The organism is Dyella sp. 01N36, assembly GCF_056399745.1.
This window is the reverse complement of sequence record NZ_JBFTRY010000049.1, coordinates 1-20,343: the sequence shown is the minus strand read 5'-3', so window position 1 is coordinate 20,343 and position 20,343 is coordinate 1. Positions and strand designations below refer to the sequence as shown.

General features: G+C 64.2%; 13 protein-coding genes. 6 read left to right on the top strand and 7 right to left on the bottom strand.

Going from position 1 to position 20,343, the window contains the following annotated elements; all coding sequences use genetic code 11:
* Window positions 1–8: 8 nt before the first annotated feature.
* From murL to AC1DMG_RS10645, 4 genes are all read left to right on the top strand, one after another.
* Window positions 9–1,352 (top strand): UDP-N-acetyl-alpha-D-muramoyl-L-alanyl-L-glutamate epimerase, encoded by a 1,344-nt coding sequence (gene murL / locus AC1DMG_RS10660; RefSeq protein ID WP_477178394.1) that lies wholly within the window; start codon window positions 9–11, stop codon window positions 1,350–1,352.
* 14 nt (window positions 1,353–1,366) lie between these two features.
* Window positions 1,367–2,719 carry a UDP-N-acetylmuramoyl-L-alanine--D-glutamate ligase gene (gene murD / locus AC1DMG_RS10655; protein ID WP_477178434.1) on the top strand — a complete coding sequence of 451 codons (1,353 nt, stop codon included), beginning with the start codon at window positions 1,367–1,369 and terminating at the stop codon, window positions 2,717–2,719.
* Entirely contained in the window at window positions 2,682–3,194 is a 513-nt protein-coding gene (locus AC1DMG_RS10650) for a GNAT family N-acetyltransferase (RefSeq protein ID WP_477176235.1), read from the top strand. Before murD ends, AC1DMG_RS10650 begins: the two co-directional genes overlap by 38 nt.
* A 128-nt stretch (window positions 3,195–3,322) precedes the next feature.
* A complete protein-coding gene (locus AC1DMG_RS10645) occupies window positions 3,323–3,709 on the top strand; it encodes a DUF6632 domain-containing protein (RefSeq protein ID WP_477178393.1) in 387 nt (128 codons plus the stop codon).
* 57 nt (window positions 3,710–3,766) lie between these two features.
* Here the strand turns inward: AC1DMG_RS10645 and AC1DMG_RS10640 are convergent, their stop codons facing one another.
* The 6 genes from AC1DMG_RS10640 to AC1DMG_RS10615 form a co-directional block, all read right to left on the bottom strand.
* Window positions 3,767–5,845: a M13 family metallopeptidase gene (locus tag AC1DMG_RS10640; protein WP_477178392.1), complete on the bottom strand. Its 2,079-nt coding sequence runs from the start codon at window positions 5,843–5,845 to the stop codon at window positions 3,767–3,769.
* A gap of 172 nt (window positions 5,846–6,017) precedes the next feature.
* Window positions 6,018–9,812, bottom strand: coding sequence for a translocation/assembly module TamB domain-containing protein (locus AC1DMG_RS10635; RefSeq protein WP_477178391.1), 3,795 nt, complete (start codon window positions 9,810–9,812; stop codon window positions 6,018–6,020).
* Between the two features lie 11 nt (window positions 9,813–9,823).
* Window positions 9,824–11,581 (bottom strand): autotransporter assembly complex protein TamA, encoded by a 1,758-nt coding sequence (locus AC1DMG_RS10630; protein ID WP_477176231.1) that lies wholly within the window; start codon window positions 11,579–11,581, stop codon window positions 9,824–9,826.
* Between the two features lie 98 nt (window positions 11,582–11,679).
* Complete coding sequence (locus tag AC1DMG_RS10625; protein ID WP_477178390.1) at window positions 11,680–12,558, bottom strand: class I SAM-dependent methyltransferase; 879 nt, start codon at window positions 12,556–12,558, stop codon at window positions 11,680–11,682.
* A 51-nt stretch (window positions 12,559–12,609) separates the two neighbouring features.
* Complete coding sequence (locus AC1DMG_RS10620) at window positions 12,610–15,246, bottom strand: glycosyltransferase family 2 protein (protein WP_477176229.1); 2,637 nt, start codon at window positions 15,244–15,246, stop codon at window positions 12,610–12,612.
* Window positions 15,247–15,642: 396 nt separating this feature from the next.
* Entirely contained in the window at window positions 15,643–16,299 is a 657-nt protein-coding gene (locus tag AC1DMG_RS10615) for a helix-turn-helix transcriptional regulator (protein ID WP_477176228.1), read from the bottom strand.
* 132 nt (window positions 16,300–16,431) lie between these two features.
* On the opposite strand from AC1DMG_RS10615, the gene AC1DMG_RS10610 reads away from it, so the two are divergent.
* Window positions 16,432–17,484: a class I SAM-dependent methyltransferase gene (locus AC1DMG_RS10610; RefSeq protein WP_441603074.1), complete on the top strand. Its 1,053-nt coding sequence runs from the start codon at window positions 16,432–16,434 to the stop codon at window positions 17,482–17,484.
* Between the two features lie 59 nt (window positions 17,485–17,543).
* Here the strand turns inward: AC1DMG_RS10610 and AC1DMG_RS10605 are convergent, their stop codons facing one another.
* Window positions 17,544–18,011, bottom strand: coding sequence for a Dps family protein (locus AC1DMG_RS10605; RefSeq protein ID WP_477180505.1), 468 nt, complete (start codon window positions 18,009–18,011; stop codon window positions 17,544–17,546).
* 280 nt (window positions 18,012–18,291) lie between these two features.
* Between AC1DMG_RS10605 and hrpA the strand changes: the two genes are divergently transcribed.
* On the top strand, window positions 18,292–20,343 hold a 2,052-nt coding region (gene hrpA, locus AC1DMG_RS10600), incomplete at its 3' end, for an ATP-dependent RNA helicase HrpA (protein WP_477180504.1).

Here is a 20,343-nt window from a genome sequence, read left to right as displayed (position 1 = left end):
ACTGAGGCGTGACCACCAACATCAATCCTCGCCTGACCCAGGTATTCCGCTACGTGCGCTGCAGCTATGCCGACGGCGTAGCCGAGCTGGTGTATGCGTTCGATCACGGCGACGAACTGGTCGAGCGCGTGCGCTTCCCGAATGCGCCAGCCATTCCCGCGAACCATCAGGCCGCCTTCGGGCAGGCGCTGAAGATGCTGCATCTCATCGCGGGCGTCAGCTACTACAAGGCTGGCGTGCCGCCGCGCATCGAGGTCGCGGGTGGCCTGCTGGACGACAGCACGGCGGACCTGCTCGACGCGCTTTATCTGCATGGACTGGCCGAGTTTGCCTATCGCAATGGGTTGGACCTGCGTGGTCGCATCAACTTCCCCCGCGGCGGCGCGAAGCAGCCGGAAGCCAAGGCGCTGGGCCTGCCGCATCGCACCCTGGTGCCGATCGGCGGCGGCAAAGACTCACTTGTTGCCGTGGAAGCGATCAAATCCATCGGTGGTGACGCCACGGCCGTATGGGTCGGCAATTCGCCCTTGATCGCCGCGTGCGCCGAACGCACCGGCCTGCCCATGCTCAACATCCAGCGCGAACTCGCGCCGGGCCTGTTCGAACTCAATCGCCTGGGTGCGTGGAACGGCCATATCCCGGTGACGGCGGTGAACTCCGCGATCCTCGCCGTGGCGGCCATCCTCTATGGCTTCGACAGCATCGCGTTTGCCAATGAGCGCTCCGCCTCGGCTGCCACGCTGGAGTACGACGGCCAGCAGGTGAATCACCAGTGGAGCAAGGGCTATGCGTTCGAGCAGTTGCTCGGCGACTGGCTGCACCAGCACGTGGCGGCCGATCTCGACTATTGCTCGCTGCTGCGGCCGTATTCCGAGCTGGCGGTGACGCGCGCGTTCGCCAAGCTCACGCCCTATTTCGACGTGTTTTCCAGCTGCAACCGCAACTTCAAGATCCTCGGCCCCAAACCGGCGGATCGCTGGTGCGGTCAGTGTCCGAAGTGCCACTTCGTGTTCCTGGCGCTGGCGCCGTTCCTGCCCAAGCCGCGTCTGCTGTCCATCTTCGGGCGCAATCTGCTGGACGATGAAAACCTCGCGCCGGGTTTCGATGCGCTGCTGGAATACCAGGACCACAAGCCGTTCGAGTGCGTGGGCGAGGGTGCGGAAGCACGCGCAGCGATGCTGGCGTTGAGCCAGCGTTCGGAATGGCAGGAAGACGCCCTGGTCGCACGTTTCATCCGCGAAATCCTGCCGCAGCTCGACGTGAGCGAACTGGCGCTGGAACCCTGGCTGCAGCCGTCCGGCGAACAGCGCATTCCCCAGCGTCTCCTGCCGGCGTTGGCGTTCTTCGCGTGACCACCTTGCCGCCGCTGCGCATCGCCGATCTTGCCAGCAAGCGAGTGGCGATCTGGGGCTTCGGACGGGAGGGCAAGGCGGCCATCGCAGCCATTCGTGCGCGTTTGCCCGAGCTTGCGCTCACGCTGTTCTGCAGCGATGCGGAAATCACTGCGGCCAAGGCGTTCGATGCCACGCTCACGGTGCACGGGCAGGAACCGGATGCCACGGCGCTCGCCAGGTTCGACGTGGTGGTGAAGTCGCCGGGCATTTCGGCCTACAAGCCGGCGCTGCTGGCCGCCCGTGAGGCGGGCATCCGCGTGACGTCGGGTACGGCCCTGTGGTTTGCCGAAAAGCCCACGGCACGCGTTGTTGCCGTCACCGGCACCAAGGGCAAAAGCACCACCACCGCTTTGCTCGCGCATCTTGCCCGCAGTCTTGGCGTGCGCACGGCACTGGCCGGCAACATCGGCATGCCGTTGCTCGAACTGCTCGATGAGTCGGCCGAGCTCTGGGCCATCGAGCTTTCCAGTTTTCAGACCGGGGAAGCAGGGCCGGTCGAGCTCGGCGTCATCACCAGCCTTTACGAGGAACACCTCGACTGGCATGGCTCGCGCGAGCGCTACATCGAAGACAAGCTCAAGCTTGCCGGCGTGTCGAAACAGCTGCTGGTCAACGCCACGCAGCCATCGCTGTTGGAGCGCACGGCGCAACATCCGCACCGCATCGTGTTTGGCGACGCGCAAGGGTGGCATGTCGCCGGTGGCTTCATTCGCCACGGTGCCGAACCGGTGTTTGAGATCGCCAACCTGCGCGCACCCGGCGAACACAATGCGCTCAACGCCTGCGCCGCGCTCGCTGCGCTGGAGCTCATGGGTTTTGATGCGCTCAAGGCCGCGCCCTCACTCGCAACGTTCAGGCCCTTGCCACATCGCTTGCAGCCGCTGGGTGAACACGACGGTTTCCAGTGGGTCAACGATTCCATCAGCACCACGCCCCAGGCCACGCTCGCGGCGCTGAACAGTCTGGAAGGCCGCGCCGTGACGGTCATCGTGGGTGGCCATGATCGTGGCCTGGACTGGAGTGATTTTGTCGTCGCTGCGAGAACGCATGCACCGCACGCCATTGTCGCCCAGGGCGCCAACGGCCCGCGTATTGCGCAGGCATTGCGTGAAGCAGGTATCGCCGTGGAAGAAGCGCCTGGTCTGCCAGACGCGGTCCAGCGCGCCCGGGCAGTGACGCCTGACGGCGGCACCATCTTGCTTTCTCCTGGCGCACCCAGCTTCGACCAGTTCCACGATTACGCCGACCGAGGTCGACACTTTGCCGAGATGGCCGGTTTCGATGCCCATGACATCATCGGCATCGAAGGTCTGGGTATTCACTGAGGAAGCCCTGGCGATGACGTTCGATATCCGCATCGATGACCTGCGTGGCCCGGAGATCGGCGCATTGCTGCAGGAACACCTCGACGACATGGCGAAGTGGTCGCCACCCGAAAGCATCCATGCGCTCGACCTGGACAGGCTGCGCGCGCCACAGATCACCTTCTGGACCGTGTGGGAAGGAGCTGAGCTGGTAGGTTGCGGTGCCATCCGCAGGCTTGACGACGAGCATGCCGAAATCAAATCCATGCGCACGTCCAGGCGCCATCGTCGCAAGGGCGTGGCGGCATGTGTGCTCAGGCACATCCTCGAGGAGGCCTCGCGCCGTGGCTATCGCCGCTTGAGCCTGGAAACGGGTTCGCCCGCCGCGTTCGAGCCGGCACGACAGTTGTATGCGCGCTTTGGCTTCACGCTCTGTGGCCCGTTCGGTGATTACGTGGACGATTCCTTCAGCGTGTTCATGACGCGAACGCTCTGACCGCGACTAGCCTTGCCGAAGCACCCCGCGCACCGGCCCTACGCGAAGATCTAGACCGTTCGTCCGACATCACCAGCCGGCGCCCGGGCATAGACTGCCTCCCTCGCCAAAAGCAGCTGAGGTGAGCCGTGAGCGACTTGCAACGTCTCAAGCTTCTTCGCATCGTCCTGGTCTTGCTGGGCGTCGTCTTCCTGCTCATCTATCCGCTGATGCAACTGTGGCCTTCGGGCTGGGTGTGGCACGAGGGTTATTCCGACTACCCGCTGATGATCGTGGGCGTCTACGCGACGCTCGGTGTGTTCCTGATACGCGCGGCCCGCGATCCCTTGGCCAATCTCAGCCTGATCTGGTTCGCCGTGTGGTCCAGCGTCGTGCACGGCGCGATCATGGCGGTGCAGTCGTTCATGCATCCCATGCATATGGGGCATCTGCTGGGTGACGTGCCGGCGCTGTTTATCGTAGCCATCGTGCTGGGGTTGCTTACCCCACGCAGCGCGGCTGCGCGGGTGGCTTGAACGAAAAGGCCACGTCTTTCGCAAGACGTGGCCCAGGTTTCTATCCGAGCAGGCGGGTTACCAGATCTTCACCCGATCGGCCGGCGCCAGGTACAGCGTTTCGCCCGGCTTGGGCTGGAACGCGTCGTACCAGCCGTCCAGATTGCGCACGACCTGCGCGCGGAAGCGGCCCGGCGCATGTTCGTTGCCGATCACTCGCTGGCGCATCGCGGCATCGCGGATCTTCTCGCGCCAGGTCTGGGCAAAGGCCAGGAAGAAGCGCTGGTCACCGGTAAGGCCGTCAACCACGGGCGCCGGCTTGCCGCCGAGCGACTTGTGATACGCCACGTAGGCAATCGTAAGTCCGGACACGTCCGCGATGTTTTCGCCCAGCGTCTGCTGGCCATTGATGTGCAGGCCCGGCAGCGCTTCATACGCGTTGTACTGCTCGACAAGTTTCTGGCCTGCAGCCTTGAAGTGCGCCTGATCTTCCGGCGTCCACCAGTTGGCGAGGTTGCCCTGCGCATCGAACTCGGCGCCAAGGTTGTCGAAGCTGTGGCTGATCTCGTGACCGATCACGGCGCCGATGGAGCCATAGTTGGCGGCGGCGTCGACCTTCGGATCGAAGAACGGCGCTTCGAGTATCGCGGCCGGGAAATTCAATGCATTCTGCAGCGGCAGGTTGACCGCGTTGACCATCTGCGGGGTCATCCACCACTCGCCGCGATCCACCGGCTGGCCCAGCTTGGCGACTTGATGTTCGTACTCGTATTTCTCGGCGCGCTGCTTGTTGCCCAGCGCGTCGTCGGCACGAATATCGAGCTTGCTGTAGTCACGCCAATGTTCCGGATAGCCCACGCTCACGCGGATGCTGGCGATCTTGGCTTTGGCTTTCTCGCGCGTCGCCGGCGTCATCCAGTCCAGATGATCCACGCGCTCGTTGAACGCGGCGAGGATGTTCTTCACCATCTGCTCGACCTGCTGCTTGGACGAGGCCGGGAAATACTCCTTCACGTAAATCTGGCCGACCGCATCGCCGAGCGCGACATTGGTGCTGGCCACGCCGCGCTTCCAGCGATCGCGTTGCTGGGGCGTGCCGGACAGGGTCTGGCCGTAGAAGCCGAAGCTGAGATCGGCATACGCCTTGGGCAGCAACGAGGCGCTTTGGTTGAGCGCGTGGAAGGTCAGGTAGTCCTTCCAGGTCTGCAACGGCTCGCTGGCCGTCAGCGCGGAAAGCGCCTTGATGGCCGGCACCTGCCACACGTCGACGGTCTTCTGCTGATCCAGGCCCGCAGCCTTGAAATAAGCATTCCAATCCAGGCCCGGCGCGTTCCTGGCGAACGCGTCCATCGCCCACGGGTTATTGGCCTTGTGGATGTCCTGGCTGTCGACCATGTCGACCTGCGCCTTGGCGATCTTGGTTTCCAGCTCGAGGATGGCCTTGGCCTTTGCGTCGGCATCGGCGATGTTTGCCTGCTTCAGCAGCGCAGCGATATACGCCTGATATTTGCCGCGCGTTTCCACCATCGCCTTGTCGTCGGACAGGTAGTAGTCGCGCGTAGGCATGCCAAGGCCGCCTTGCAGCAGATACGGGATATTGCGCGTGGCGTCCTGCAGGCCGTGCGATACGAACAGACCGAACAAGTGCTCCGTCTGGAAATTGGTGGCGTTCACCGGATCCACGTCGGCGCGCAGGCCATCGCCCAGCACGCGGGCGAGATCGGCCTTGCTTTGGATCGCGTCGATCTGATGCAGCTCGGGCTGCAGCGGTTGGAGACCGCGCTTCTCGATGTCGGCCTCGTCCATGAACGCAGCGTAGTAATCGGCGATCTTGCGCGTGTTGCTGCCCGCAGCCGGATTGCCCTTGCCTGCCGCCTGGATCAGCTCGGCATTGCGCTTCTCGGTCTTCTGGAACACTTCCGGGAAGTTGCCGGTGCTGGAGCGATCCGCCGGAATCTCAGCGGTCTTCTTCCAGTTGCCATTGGCGTAGTTATCGAAATCGTTGCCCGGCTGCACGCTGTGGTCGATGCCGGCCAGGTCGATGCCGCTGGCGCTGCGAGCGGCGGCATGAGCCGGCGCCGGCGGGGTGGCGGTGGCCGCCATGGCGCAGGTGGTGGCCATCGCTGCGGCCGTGAAAATCCAACGAAGCTGGCGCATGAGCGGTCTCCTGAGCGGGAAAACGGTAACGATAGTCCGTCATCTCCCTGTTGGGGGCATGACTTTTGGGCTAGGGGCAGGGCGCGTCGCCTCCTTGCAGGAGCGCACGCGTGCGCGACCTTGCACATCACTACGCCGCAGTCGCGCACGGGTGTGCTCCTGCAAGCGAGTGTCAGCGCTCGATGCGGTAGTTCAGGGAGGCGCGATTGAAGTCAGTCGCGGTTTGCGCTTCGAAATTCCAGCGGCTGTTGAAGTGGTAGCGCAACGTGATGACCTGGCCGGGGTCGAACAAGCCCACGCCATAACTGATGTAGAGGCGCGGCGAGAGGTACTTGCCCACGGTAAATGCAGACCCGCCGTTGAGTGCGTCATTGCTGCTGACGCCGATGTCGTCCACGCCCAGGCGCGAGCCGATGCTCTTGGCCAGCAGGTTGCCCGTGGCCGAGCCCAGCGCTTGCGCCGCCGCACCCACCATATTGCCTTCACCACCCTTCACCTGGGACAGCGGCTTGCCGGTGATCAGGTAGGAGAGGGCGTCGGATTGTTCCATCGGCGGCTGCGAGAACACCGTGAGCACGGGTCGTTGCGCAGTGCCCGCGATGTTGAGGCCCACCTGCTGGCCGTCGTCGATGGTGGCGTTGGGATTGAGCTTGCGGACGGCGCGGATATTGAGGCCCGGGTTATCGATGGGCGTGCTCGCAAACAGCAGCTGACCGCGGGCGATCTGCAGGTTCTGGCCGTAGGCCTTATAGGTGCCTGCCACGTCGATCTGACCCTGGCCGGTGGTGGCGCGGCCGGGTCGTTCGCTGACCACGAGCTGGCCGCGCAAAGTGCCATCGAGGCCCATGCCGACGAGGTGGGCCTTTTTGCCCAGGTTCACGGTGACGGTGGCGGATATCGGCATCTGGCTTGCCGTTTGCTCCTGCTGCTTCTCGTCCACCACGACCACGTCGGGCGACGCTTTGGTGGCTCCCGCGCCGGGTAATTTGTCGAGATTCACGTCGGCGCTGTCGAGCGTCACGTTGCCGGTGATGTCCAGACCTTTGTCGTCGTGGCGCACGGCCAGATCGGGTGATATCGCCACCTTGGCGGCGGGGAGGTCGACTGCCTTGAAGTTGCTGCCCTTTACCGACAGCACGCTCTGCGCATCGGCGCCCAGTGCCGCCGTGCCTGCGAGCACGACGCTGCCGTCGCCCGAATGCAGCGTGCCGTCGATGCGGAAATGTCGCGCATCCGTCGTGCCGATGGCGATGCGTCCCTGGTTGAGCTTGAGGCCCATGCCGGGAATTTCCGCGGAGAAGTCGGTGAGGTTGGCCTGCCCGCTGATGGCCGGCTGCGCCAGCGTGCCTGCGAGATTGAAGTCGCCATTCATCGCGCCCTTGGGATTGACGACCTCGGTGGTGAAGATTTCCAGCAGCTTGAGATTGCTCACATGGATGCCGACATGACCACCGAGCGATTGCTGCGCACCCGTGATATTCACCTGGCCGTCGATGCGTCCGTTGTTGGTCAGGCCCGCATGCAACACCAGCTGCTGGCTCGAGGGGCTGAGCTGCGCGTTAAGCGCGAGGTTGTCGTAGGTCACCAGCGGCTGGTCGGCGCGATCGGCATAGGCCACGGAGCCGCGCGGCGAAGTAATCGACGCGTTGCCCGTCAGGGCGCCCGCTGTATTGCGGCGCAGACTGCCGCTGCCCTCGAGTGTGCCTTCCACGCGCATGGGCTGCTTGCTGGTGCTCACCGCGCTCATGATCAGCGCGATGGGCAGACCATGTAGGCGATAGCTGGCGTCGAGGTTGCCGGCCTTGTCCTGCTTGGCGGCGGCACACAACAGCGGCTCGCCCGCGGTGAGGCAAAGCTCGGAAAGATTGAGCGCACCATCGTTATAGGAGAGCTGCGTTGACTGCTGCAGTCGCCACGGCGGCAGGCCGGCAAAATCCACATTGAGCGTGGAAAGCGTGCCATTCCATGCCGAGCCCCTGAGGCTGCCACTTAGCGCCAGATCCGTCGACAGCGGCGAGCCATGCGCGGTGAGCGTGAGGCTGTGGCGTTCGGCCGTGCCATCGCCGCGTACGTTGACCTGGGTGAAGGCGAGGCCGCCGGCGTTCACGCCACTGGTCTGCAGATCGAGCTTGCCGCCGGGATGACTGATGTCGGGCACGTTGGCGACCAGCCGCAACGCGTTGACCTGTTGGCCCGCATAACTGAGTGCGCTGCCTTGCAGATTGGCTTCGACCGCGAGCCTGGGATGCTTGCCGCGCACTTGGATGGTGCCCTGGAGGCGTCCGGCAGACTCGGGCAGCCAATCGCCCAGCGAGGCGACCGCCAGCTTGATCGTGATGTCGTTGGTGTTGCCCGGCTTCGCGTCGATCCGCGCATCGCTGCCGCCGGAGATCAGATGCAGCTGGCCGTCGATCACGCCTTCGGGCGGCAGGTGCAGCTTGCCGTCGCCGTGCACGGTGCGATCGCGCAGACGACCATCGAATTTCTTGATCTCGAGTGTGACRTCGGGATGGTCCTGCGGCAGCGTGCCTTGCGAGGCGATGTCGAAATCCAGCGAGCCGTTCCATTTCGCCAGCACATGACCCGGGTCGAAACGGTGGGCGATTGCTTCCATCTGCCAGCCGAACGTCGGTTGCAGATTCAGCGTCCCCTTGGCCTGCAGATCGCCTTGCGGCTGTTTGACTGTGAGCGCATGCAGGTTGATGAGTTGCGGCGTGCCGTCGAGCACGAGTGTGACATCGGCCAGCTTGCCTGCCGGGCCGATGGCCAGGGTGCTTTCCGCGTGGAATTGTTCGGTAGTGCCCTTGGCCGTGAGGCTGCCGTGGCTCAGCAGCGTCTGGCCGGCCATCTGCTCGGGCAGCACCACGTCCTTCCACTCGACGGTGAGGTCGGCTGCCAGTGGTTTGGCCGCCAGCTGCGCGACGCCATGCACACCGACGCCACCCTTGAACTGCGGCGAGGTGATGCCCAGCTGTTCGATCGTCAAGGTGTTGAGATCGTCGCTGAAGCGCGCGGTCAGCGGCTGCAAGTGCAGCTGGTAGTCGTTGAGGCCCAGTTGGCCGGTGAGTGTGCCGCTGCGGCGGTCGCCCTTGCCGGTGAGCGCTGCGGCGAGGCCGGTGAGCGAGCTCTCGCCGAGCAAAGGCTTGGGATCGAAGCGCGGCGCATCGAGCGTCGCCGTCCATGCATAGTCGCCGCCTTGCGCCAGCGCCAATTGAAATCGCACAGCCGTGGGCTGCGTGAGTTGCAGATCGGCGTGCGCCTGCTTGCCGTCGCCGCTTGCGATCAGTTCACCGGCATATTCGGTGCCGCTCACGGTCCAGGCAAAGCTCGCCTTGCTGTCGCCCTGGTATTTGCTGCCCACCACCAGGCGGCCGGTGAGATCCGCATGGCCTTCGGGCGCGCGCAGCATGAGCTGGCGAAGTTCGATGCCGCGACTGCCGGTCCAGCTGCCCGCGACGTCGAGCGAATCAGAGGCGAACAACGGTTGTCCCGCCTGCGTGATCCTCACTGAGCCGACGTGCGCACGATCGAGCAGCATATCGAACGGCGGCTTCCACCATGAGCTGCTCTGGCTCTCGGGCGATTGGGGTTCACTGGGAGGCAGCGCCACCTCGACACCGTCGGCGTCGAGATCGAGCACATGCAGCCGTTTGCGGGAGAGAGCAGGCACGCGCAGATCCAGGTGCGCCTTGGCGACCTTGACGTCGAGCCCTTTGCCATCGGCATAACGCAAGCCCACCAGATCAAGCGGCCCGACGAGACGGCCCTGTGCCGATTGCACAGTGAGCTGGCCATCCGTGAAGCCTTCCGCACGCGCCAAGGCAAAACGCAGGCCCGGCGCTGTGCCGATCACCCATGCGATGAACGCAAGCAGCACCAGCACCAACGCGAGCACGGACAGCAGCGTCCAGCGCAGCCAGTGGCGGCGTGGGCGAGGCGCGGGAGCGGAGGCGGTCGTCTCGGTCATCACATCGCTGCTCACAGATCTGGGCCGATCACGACGTGCAGTTCCACACCGTGCTCATCCGGGTTGTGCACCGGCGTACCCAGGTCCACCCGGATCATACCCACCGGGGAGAGCCAGCGTACGCCCAGACCTGCGCCGATCTTGGGGCGATAATCCGTGCCGGTGAATGCGTTGCCCGCATCGACGAACGCAGCCATGCCCCATTGGCGCGTGAAGTAGTGCTCCACCTCGGTGCTGCCGACCAGCAGGTTCTCGCCACCGATCACGCGGCCAAACGAATTCTTGGGGCCGATGCTCTGATAGCTGTAGCCACGCACCGAACGGTCGCCGCCCGCGAAGAAACGCAGCTGCGGCGGCAAGTCGTCGAAATTATTGGTCCAGGTGGCGCCGGCCGAACCGCGCACGATGAAGCGGTTGTTGCCCCAGAACGAGGTAATCCATTTGCCGTCGGCCGTGACCTGGCTGAAGCTCGCGTCGGAGAGCAGCGAGCCCACCGTGGAGCGTGCCGTCAACACCAGCGACCAGCCATTGCGCACAAAGATCGGGTTGTCGCCCGATTTGCGCGACAGCGACACCTCCGGATAAAACAGGTTGCTCTGGCCGTGTTCCAGCCCCTCCACGTTGTCCGCTTCGCCGGGTTTCTGGCCCACGGTGAAGGTGCCGTCCAGCGCATGAATGCCGATGGTGCGCACCCATCCATGCCACTCGCGCGTCTCGTTGGCCACCAGTTCCAGCGTCTTGGATTTGGACGTGTCGGTATTGGAGTCGCGGTAGGTGGCGCCGTAGTTGAAGCTGCGCTGGTTGGGGCCGGGYAGGGGCACCGTGTACAACGTCGACAGCGTCTTGAGTTTCTGCGCGAGGATCAGCTCGTTCTTCCACTTGTGGCCGCTGGCGTTCACCCAGCGCCGCTCCATGCCTGCGCGCACGCCAAAGCCCGTATCCGTGCCGATGAAGGGGCCGCCGGTGTAGACCGTGCGCTTGGCCGGCGAGAGTTCCACCTTCACATCGACCACGCCGTTTTTCTTGTCGTCCACGTCGGGCAGCACGTTCACGACCGAGAAATAATCCGCGCCGTTGAGCGCCTGCTGTAGCTGCAACAGCTTGTCCTGCGCAAAATATTCGCCTGACTTGAAGGGCACGTAGCGCTGCAGGAAGCCCTCCTTGAACTGCGAGCCTTCGAAATGGACGTCGCCAAACTTGTAGCGCTGGCCCGCCTCCCAGGCGAGATGGACGACGGCGCTGCGCTCAGCGCGATTGACGTCCACCCGATGCGTGGTCAGGCGCGCATCGAGGAAGCCGTTGGCGGTAAGCGCGCCGCTCAGCGCATCGCGCGCCGAGTCATACTCGCCATGGTTCAGCGTCTGGCCCTTGAGGTTTTCGATGGCGCGTTGCGCCCGTCGAATCGCCGGGATTTTCGATGCCGTGGCGTCGAGTTTGAGATCCACCTCGGTGACGGTGACGGGCGATCCGGGGGTGACATGCAGCGTCACGCGCCAGTCGGTGCCCACCGGATCGAGTTGCCCCTGCACCTTGGCCTCGTAGTAGCCATACGGCTCCAAGGCCGTCTTGGCCTGGTCCAGCGACTGTTCGTACAGGCGGCGCACCTGCGCCTCGGTCACGTCGCGATTGGCGTACTGCGAAAGATCGACGCCCGAACTCACCGCCAGCTTCAACGGATCGTCCACGCCATCCACCACCAGCTGGACACCTGCGTGCGCCAGCATCGGTATGCATAGAAGTAGCGCGGCAAGGCGTTGGACTATATGCATGCTTCCGGATCCGTCCTCGCCACCCCATCCGTTATTGGAGGGCAGACTTGCCGTGATTATCTAGCAGCTGGAATGTCTGCGATGAATCAAGAACCTTGCTATCGAGTAGCTTTGAGAATATTCGGCAGCATCTTCCACGATTCGGCCGAACTCGCATCATCGACATGGAATCCTTCGCGCGGGGCGTAACAGAACCCAGCTTCCGCACGGCTGAAGCCGGCGTCGCGAATCTGATCGAGGATGTCCCACCCGAAGTTGTGGAAAGTGTAGATGCCACCGCGGTTGAGTCCGTCGCCATGGTACTCCGGCGGCTGCAGGTGCTCGATGTCACCGGATGCATTCGGGCGACCGCGGAGTATCGACCGGGCGTTGCCGATGAAAAACGGAACCGTGAACAGCATGACGCCGCCGGGCTTCAGCACGCGAGCCGACTCGCGCAGCGCCGCAGCGGTGTCGTAGACATGCTCCAGCACATCGCTATGCGCCAGGAAGTCCAGCGTAGCCTCCCCATAGGAAAGCGAGGTGATCGATTCGTGCCGTGTATAGCGCCATCGCCACCAGCGAGTGGACCACCAGTAGTGACGGCCTGATTGGCGATCTTCGCCGAGAAACTCCGATCCACGCAGCCAAGGCATGCGCGCGTGGGACTGCGCATACAGTCGCGTGGTCCTCTCGAGCAACGCACCCTGGGTGCCGGCATGGCCTTGCTTGCCGCCGTCAGCGAGCATGGCCGCAAGCATCAGGCGCTGCCGGGTATTCAGGCGGCAGCGGACGCAGCACAGGTTTTCCCGCAGGTTGGGATGGGTTGCACGCGCAGCGTCGAGACGGAAGGTGGTCTGGCCGTCGCAGGCGATGCAATAACCCGGGTACGAACGCTGTTCGCCCAGCAGCCCGACTTCACGCGCGATATCGGCCTGCGCGCGTTGAGCCGCGTCAATCCATGCCGTTTGCGTTTCGAACCAACGTATCGTCGACATACCCGCATTCCATTCGTGAGCCAGCTGCGCACCGGGCGACAGTCGGGTAGATCAACCCGCCTTGTCGCCCGCCTTGTGCGCAATCCACGCGCCAATCACCGCCGATACGTACGGAATCGCCTGTGCCGCGAGGATGAACATCCACAACGTGCCTTCGACGTAGTGCGTGCCAAAGCGCATGCCCATGCCGACGATACAGCCGACCAGCGCGATGGCCATGAGGAATTCCTCGCGCACCGGCGCAAACGCGGCGAAATTGCTGCCGCCCAGGCGGCGGCTCTTGGCCGTCACCACGAACGAGGTCTTCTCCCGCGTCAGGCCATGCAGGATGCCGCGCGCGATCGCGTGCGACAGGCTCATGCTGGCCAGCGACGCCATCAAGGTGTCGTACCAGCTGCAGGGTACGCGCACGCGGTACAGCACGATGCCGAAGATCGCCTTGGCAAAGAAGAAGCCGATCACCGGGATCAGGAACAACTGCATCGGCAAGTTGAAGATGGTGGGGAAGGCCACCATGCCCGCGGTCCAGAAGATCGCCATCATGGTGAAGATCAGGTGCAGCGCATCGGCAAACCAGCTGAACCAGCCGGTCAGGAAGTGGAAGCGCTGGCCCGCGCTGAGCGGACCCTTCTGGGTCATCCAGTTCCAGCGGCCCTTGAGGATCTGCATGGCGCCGAAAGCCCAGCGGTAACGCTGGCTCTTGTACGCCTTGAAGTCCGCCGGGGTGAGGCCCTTGCCCATCAGTTCGTCGACGTAGACCAGCTCGTAGCCGGCATGCATCAGGCGCAAGCCAAGCTCCGCGTCTTCGCAGATGGTCCATTCGGACCAGCCGCCGGTGCCTTCCAGCGCCGAGCGGCGCACCATGGTCATGGTGCCGTGCTGGATGATGGCGTTGCGCTCGTTGCGATGGTGCATGCCGATGCGGAAGAAGCCGTCGTATTCCCACGCGGTCATGCGGCGGAAGCGGTTGTGCTCATAGTCGCGATGCGCCTGCGGGCACTGCACCACGGCCACCTTGGGATCGTGGAAGTAACCGGTGAGCGAGGAGAGCCAGTCTTCGCGCACCACGTAGTCGGCATCGATCACTGCCACCACGTCTGCACGAGGATCGGTTTCCTTCAGGCCGAAATTCAGCGCGCCGGCCTTGAAGCCCGGCCACGGTTCCAGATGGAAGAAGCGGAACTTGCTGCCGAGCTTTTCGCAGTATTCCTGCACCGGCTTCCAGATCGCCGGGTCCTTGGTGTTGTTGTCGATCACCAGGACTTCGTAGTTCTCGTATTTGAGCTCGGCCAGCGAATCGAGCGTGACGAACACCATTTCCGGCGGCTCGTTGTAGCAGGCCAGGTGGATCGACACGAACGGCTGCTTCTCCACCGGATCGGGCGGCAGCAATCCCGCATGACGCACCCAGCCGCGGCGCCACAGCACTTCGGTGAACTCAAAGCCGTTGATCAGCAGGATGGCGAGGATCGCGATCTGGGCCGGGAACAACAGCACCAGCATGGTCCAGTCGATCCAGCTCAGATAGAAATTGAACGGCAGCGTGGCCGACCAGGTGACCAGGCCGCAGGCCAGCTGGATCAGCGCGCAGAAGAAGAACCGGCCGGTGAGCTTGAAGCGGCTGTAGCGACTGGCGAACCAGATCATCGGAATCAGCGCGAGCAGGCTGGCGCCGAGCGCCTTCCATGGCCACGCGGTGTCCTCGGTCACCGGGCCGGTGAACGGGAACTTGGGCTGGCGGTCGGCGTTGAACATGCCCCAGTACGCTTCGGTGCGGCCCGACAGCGCTTCCTTCCACGGCTGGTCGAACGCTTCCATCACGTAGTAGTCGATGTTGCGTTTCTTCGCTTCGTTGAACCAGGTGCGCAGGAAGATTGCTTCGTTGGACACCGACGGGTCAGCGTACTTGTAGCGGTCGCCATTGGACGGCCAGCCGATTTCGCCGATCACGATCGGCTTGTTCGGGAACATCTTCTTGAGCGCTTCATAGCTGCCGAGCGCGTCTTGAACCGCGGGAAAGCGATCCAGCGGATCCTTGCTGTTACTTGAGCTGTTGACCGCTGCAATGCCGTTCCAGTACGGGAACAGATGCACGGTAATGAAGTCGACGTGTTCAGCCAGCTCCGGATACTTGGCCCAGATGTGCCATGGCTCGGCGATGGTCACCGGCTGATGGATCGCCGCGCGCACGCGGTCGGCATACGCCATCAGCTGTTCCGGCGGAATATCGTTGCGGAACAACACCTCGTTGCCCACGACCACGCGGTTGATCGAGTTGGGATAGCGACGCGCCTGCGCGATCAGCGTCTCGACTTCGTTTTCGTTGTTGTCCAGGCGCCGGTCGATCCACGCGCCGGCCATGACCTGCAGGCCGTCCTTCTCCGCCAGGCGATAGACCTGTGGATTCTGCAGCGTCGAATACGTGCGGATGCGCGATGTGTAGCGCTTGAGCAGCTTCAGGTCGCTGTCGATCTCCTCGTCCGACGGGAAATCGTTCTTCAGCGGATTCTGGTAGCGCTGGAAAGCGGACAGGGCAAAGCCACCGATCGGGCCATTCCAGTTTTCCGGGCCGTGCGGCAGGTTGCTCCACCACCAGAGGCCGATGTTCATGGCCGCCACGATCAGGGCAAGCAATATGGCTGCGAGCAGGGGGTGCTTGCTGTCGTGGTTGGTCGAGTCTGTTTTCATATTCCAAGTGCCTCGCGCCGGGAGCTGTTTGCCCGCAGGGCGAGGAAGAACGAAGGAGTGTATGTCGATACACGACTGAGTGATGACGCGGCCCTGGGGGCAAACAGACCCGGCCCGAAGGGTTGCGCTCGAGCGGCCGCCAGGCGGCAGCGCGCGGCTTGACCTGCCAGCCAGGCAGGCGCTGCGCCACGCACTGCCGCCTGGCGGCCGCTCGAGCGCAACGCGAGGTACTTGGAATATGAAAACAGACTCGTACTGGCGCTCAAAACGATCCCCGTGGCTGCCTCACACGAGGCCGAAAAGCATTGGAAGCTTAACCATGCGGGGCTTTTGTCTCAATCGAAATGGGCCGGGATGGTCAGCGTAAGCTCAGGCCGCTGTTGGGCCGGGCTGCGCTCACCGGCAGGGAACAGCCATCCGGCACAGTGCTGCGACCAGAGTGGCCTGGCTGTGCTGGACGGTTTTTTCAAAGACATGCTTGAGGTGGTTGCGCGCCGTGCCCTCGGCCATGGCCAACAGGCGGGCGCAGTCGCGCAGCTCGTGACCATCGGCCAGCATGCCGGCCAGGGCCGCCTCACGCGGGGTCAGGCCGAACGCCACCGCCAGCGCTTCTGGCGGCAACGGCCGTAGATGTTCAGGGGTTGTGACGAGCACCACCACTTCCGGCGGCGGGCCCGGCAGGGGCGACAAACGCAGCAGCCAGGGCGCGGCACGACGGGAGCGGCGCCGCAGAGCCAGGTAATGGGGCCGGGTCGGACGCCCGTCGCTGCGCACGGATGCGGCGGTCAGGGCGATGGCGTGCCGCAGCCGCCGCGTGTCCGCCGCGCTGGCCGCCTTCAGGCCGGCAGGGCCCACCAGCAGGCCGTCACGTCGCGCCAGCAGGTCGTGGGCCTGGTGGTTGAGAAAGGAGGGCTGGGCCTGCGCGTCCACCAGGATCACGCCGATCAGCAGCTGGTCGAGCAACTGCTGCAACAGGGCTACGCGCACACCCGCGCCAGGTGCCAACGGCGCCTGCGATTCCCCTGCGGATAGGTGTCCCAACGGGCGTGGCATGTCGTGCTCCTGCCACCGGCCTAGTCCTTTCGCGCTGTCCGGTATGGGACAGGCGCATTCGCCACGGCCAGCGTATCCAGGAAGTTCCATCCTACTCCACTGCCCTCAAGGGCGGTGTCGCGGAGCACTGTCATGGCGATCGATGAACAAAGACTTCACGCTTTCCTGGGACGAGCCGTTGGCGATCTGGGGGCCGCCATCAGTGCCACGCTGATCCAGATCGGCGACGAGCTGGGCTTCTACAAGGCGCTGGCGAAAGAACGCCTGACCCCGACCGAGCTGGCCGAGCGCACCGGCACTTACGAGCGCTACGTGCGCGAGTGGCTGGGCAACCAGGCCGCGGGCGGCTATGTGGAATTCGACGAAGCCTCCGGCCGCTACGGCTTGAACGAGGAGCAGGCCTTGTGCCTGGCCGACCCGCACGGTCCGGTGGATGTGCCAGGCGCTTATTCCATCGTGGAGGCGCTGTTCCATGCCAAGAGCCGCACCCTGGAACACTTCCGCAATGGTGAGGGCATGGAGTGGGGCGAGCATCATCCCTGCCTGTTCCATGGCACCGAGCGCTTTTTCCGGGCCGGCTACAACGCCAACCTGATCGGCGCCTGGCTGCCGGCACTCGATGGCGTGGTGGACAAATTGCGCAAGGGCGGACGCGCCGCCGATGTCGGTTGTGGACATGGGGCAAGCACCATCCTGATGGCCAAGTCCTTTCCCACCTCGCAGTTCGTGGGCTATGACTATCACGCACCATCCATCGACGTAGCGCGTGAACGTGCCGCCGAAGCGGGAGTGGTCAACGCCTCATTCGAAGTGGCCGACGCCACCGGCTACAAAGGCAAGGATTTCGACCTGATCGCCTTCTTCGACTGCCTGCACGACATGGGCGACCCGGTAGGTGTCGCCAAGCACGCGCGCGATGCGCTCAAGGCCGATGGCAACTGCATGATCGTCGAGCCGTTCGCGGGCAACCACGTGCAGGACAACCTCAACCCAGTGGGGCGTGTCTATTTCGGCGCATCGGCGCAGATCTGCGTGCCCGTGTCGCTGGCGCGGCATGGTCCCGCCCTGGGCGCCCAGGCGGGTGAAGCGAAATTGCGCGAAGTGGTGGTGGACGGCGGCGGCTTCCAGCGCTTCCGGCGCGCTGCGGAGACGCCGTTCAACATCGTGCTGGAGGCGCGGCCCTGAGCGTGATGCCTGCGGGACGCGACACACCCTCGCTTTGAAAGCGAGGGTGTCGAGGCGGCTTACTTCAGCAGCGAGCGCAGCATCCAGGCGGTTTTCTCATGTTCCTTCAGGCGACCGGTGACGATATCGGCCGTGCCTTCATCGCCTGCGCCATCGGCCACCTTGATCACTTGCCGTGCGGTGTGGGCGGCGATCTCGTGGCCATCAACCAGCTGGCTCACCATCTCCTTCCAGTCCGGCACGCCGGCTTCTTCCTTGATCGAGGTGAGCTTGCCGAACTGGCTATAGGAGCCCGGCGCGAATACATCCAGCGTGCGGATGCGCTCGGCCACTTCGTCGGCGGCCAGCCAAAGTTCGKTGTACTGCGTCTCGAACATGGTGTGCAGGCTGTTGAACTGCGGACCGGTGATGTTCCAGTGGAAGCTGTGCGTCTTCAGATACAGCGAATACGTATCGGCCAGCAGCTTGGACAGCTGCTCACCAATCTGTTCCCGGTCCTTCTTGGCGATACCGATGGAAATGGCCATGTCGTGCTCCTTGAGAGGGTGATGGGAGGGAAGCTGGACTCAGGTTAGTGAGCCGGTACCTGTTGGGGAAATGAATCCTTCTGATGCTGGCGATAGGTCTGACCTATCACCCTGTTTGAACGGCTTACTGCAAGGAGTTGGCGTCGCCGCCGGCGCATATCGAGGTTTGCGCGGCAAGCTGCCGCAGTCCGTCGCCCTCTGCGAGCCGTTACCGGCAGGACGGCTGTGTTCTTTTGAGCGGTCCCGCACTAGCCCCTCTGCGGCTATCATCTGCGGTCCGATGACCCCGACCGCATCCAACGCCGCCTCCACCGACGCGCGACTGCGTCCGTTGCGCCAGACGCTCGACGACGTATCGACCCGCGACCAAGGCCGCCTGCTAAGCCGGTGGCGCGAGCTGTCGCGCCGGTTCGACGAGAAAAAGCTGGCTGCGCTTACCCGCGATATCGACGCTTCCGTTGCCCGCCGCAAGGCGCGTGCGGATGCCAAGCCGGCGATCCGGCTGGATGAATCGCTGCCGATCACTGCGCGCGCCGAGGAAATCGTCGAGCTGATCCGCAAGCATCAAGTGGTGGTGATCGCCGGCGAAACGGGTTCGGGCAAGACCACCCAATTGCCCAAGCTCTGCCTGGCGGCGGGACGTGGCGAAGCGGGCATGATCGGCTGTACCCAGCCGCGCCGGCTGGCTGCGCGTTCGGTGGCTCGCCGCGTGGCCGAAGAGCTGGCGACCCCGCTGGGCGAGCAGGTCGGTTTCCAGGTGCGCTTCAACGACCAGGTGTCCGATCGCACCTTGGTCAAGTTCATGACCGACGGCATCCTGCTTGCGGAAACGCAGGGCGACCCGTGGCTGAGCGCGTACGACACCATCATCATCGACGAGGCRCAYGAACGCAGCCTCAAYATCGATTTCCTGCTGGGATATCTGAAGCGACTGGCGGTGAAGCGTCCGTCGCTGAAGATCATCGTCACCTCGGCCACCATCGATACCGAACGTTTCGCGGAACACTTCAGCGGCGCGCCCATCGTGTCGGTGGAAGGGCGCGCCTATCCGGTGGAAGTGCGCTGGCGCTCCGTCGACGAGGTGGCCGCACGGCGTGGCCAGYGGGCGGGCGATCTGCAGCAGGGTGGCGCCGACCATGTGGCCGCCGTGCTCGATGAGATCACCCATGACGACCCGCGCGGCGATGTGTTGATCTTCCTGCCCGGCGAGCGCGAAATCCGCGACGCGCATTTGCTGCTCTCGCGACGCCAGTACCGCGAGACCGAAGTGATGCCGCTGTACGCGCGTCTGTCGGCGGGCGATCAGGATCGCGTCTTCAAGCCGGGCATCAAGCGCCGCGTGGTGCTGGCCACCAACGTCGCCGAAACATCGCTCACCGTACCCCGCATTCGCTATGTGATCGACACGGGCCAGGCGCGCGTCAAGCGTTACAGTCAGCGCAGCCAGCTCGAGCGCCTGCACGTGGAGCCGATTTCGCGGGCCGCCGCCGACCAGCGTAAAGGTCGTTGCGGTCGCGTGGGTCCAGGCACTTGCTACCGGTTGTACGACGAGGCCGATTTCGAGAGCCGCGCCGCCTACACCGATCCCGAATTGCTGCGCTCCTCGCTGGCCAACGTCATCCTGCGCATGCTGGCGCTGCAGTTGGGCGAAGTGGAGGACTTTCCGTTCCTCGAAGCGCCCGATCCGCGCGTAGTGGCGGACGGCTATCGGCGCCTGGCGGAAATTTCCGCCCTCGACGATGCACGGCGATTGACGCCCACCGGCCGCACGGTCGCCAAGCTGCCGATCGACGTGCAGCTGGCGCGCATGCTGGTGGAGGCGCAGCAGCTGCACAGCCTGCGCGAAGTGCTCGCCATCGTGTCCTTCCTCAGCATCCAGGATCCCCGAGAGCGGCCGGCGGATGCGCGCCAGCAGGCCGATGCGGCGCATGCGGCATTTTCGGATCCGAAATCCGATTTCGTTGGTGTGCTCAATCTGTGGCGCGACTACGGCAAGGCGCACGAAGACCTCACGCAGTCCAAACTGCGCGACTGGTGTACGCGGCACTTCCTCAGCTTCATGCGCATGCGCGAATGGCGCGAGCTGCACCGGCAGTTGTTGCTGGTGGTGCAGGAGCTGGGGTGGAAGCTGGATGCAGTGACGTCGCGAGAAGCCATCACTTCTCCCTCTCCCCGCCGGGGAGAGGGCCGGGGTGAGGGGCCAACCTTGCGGGGCGCGACAAAGGCGACGGCTGTTGCCGTAGAAAAGAAAAGTGACAGGAAAGGGTCGGGCGAGCACCCGCCACTCACCCCAACCCTCTCCCCGGAGGGGAGAGGGAGCAAGGGCGACGAC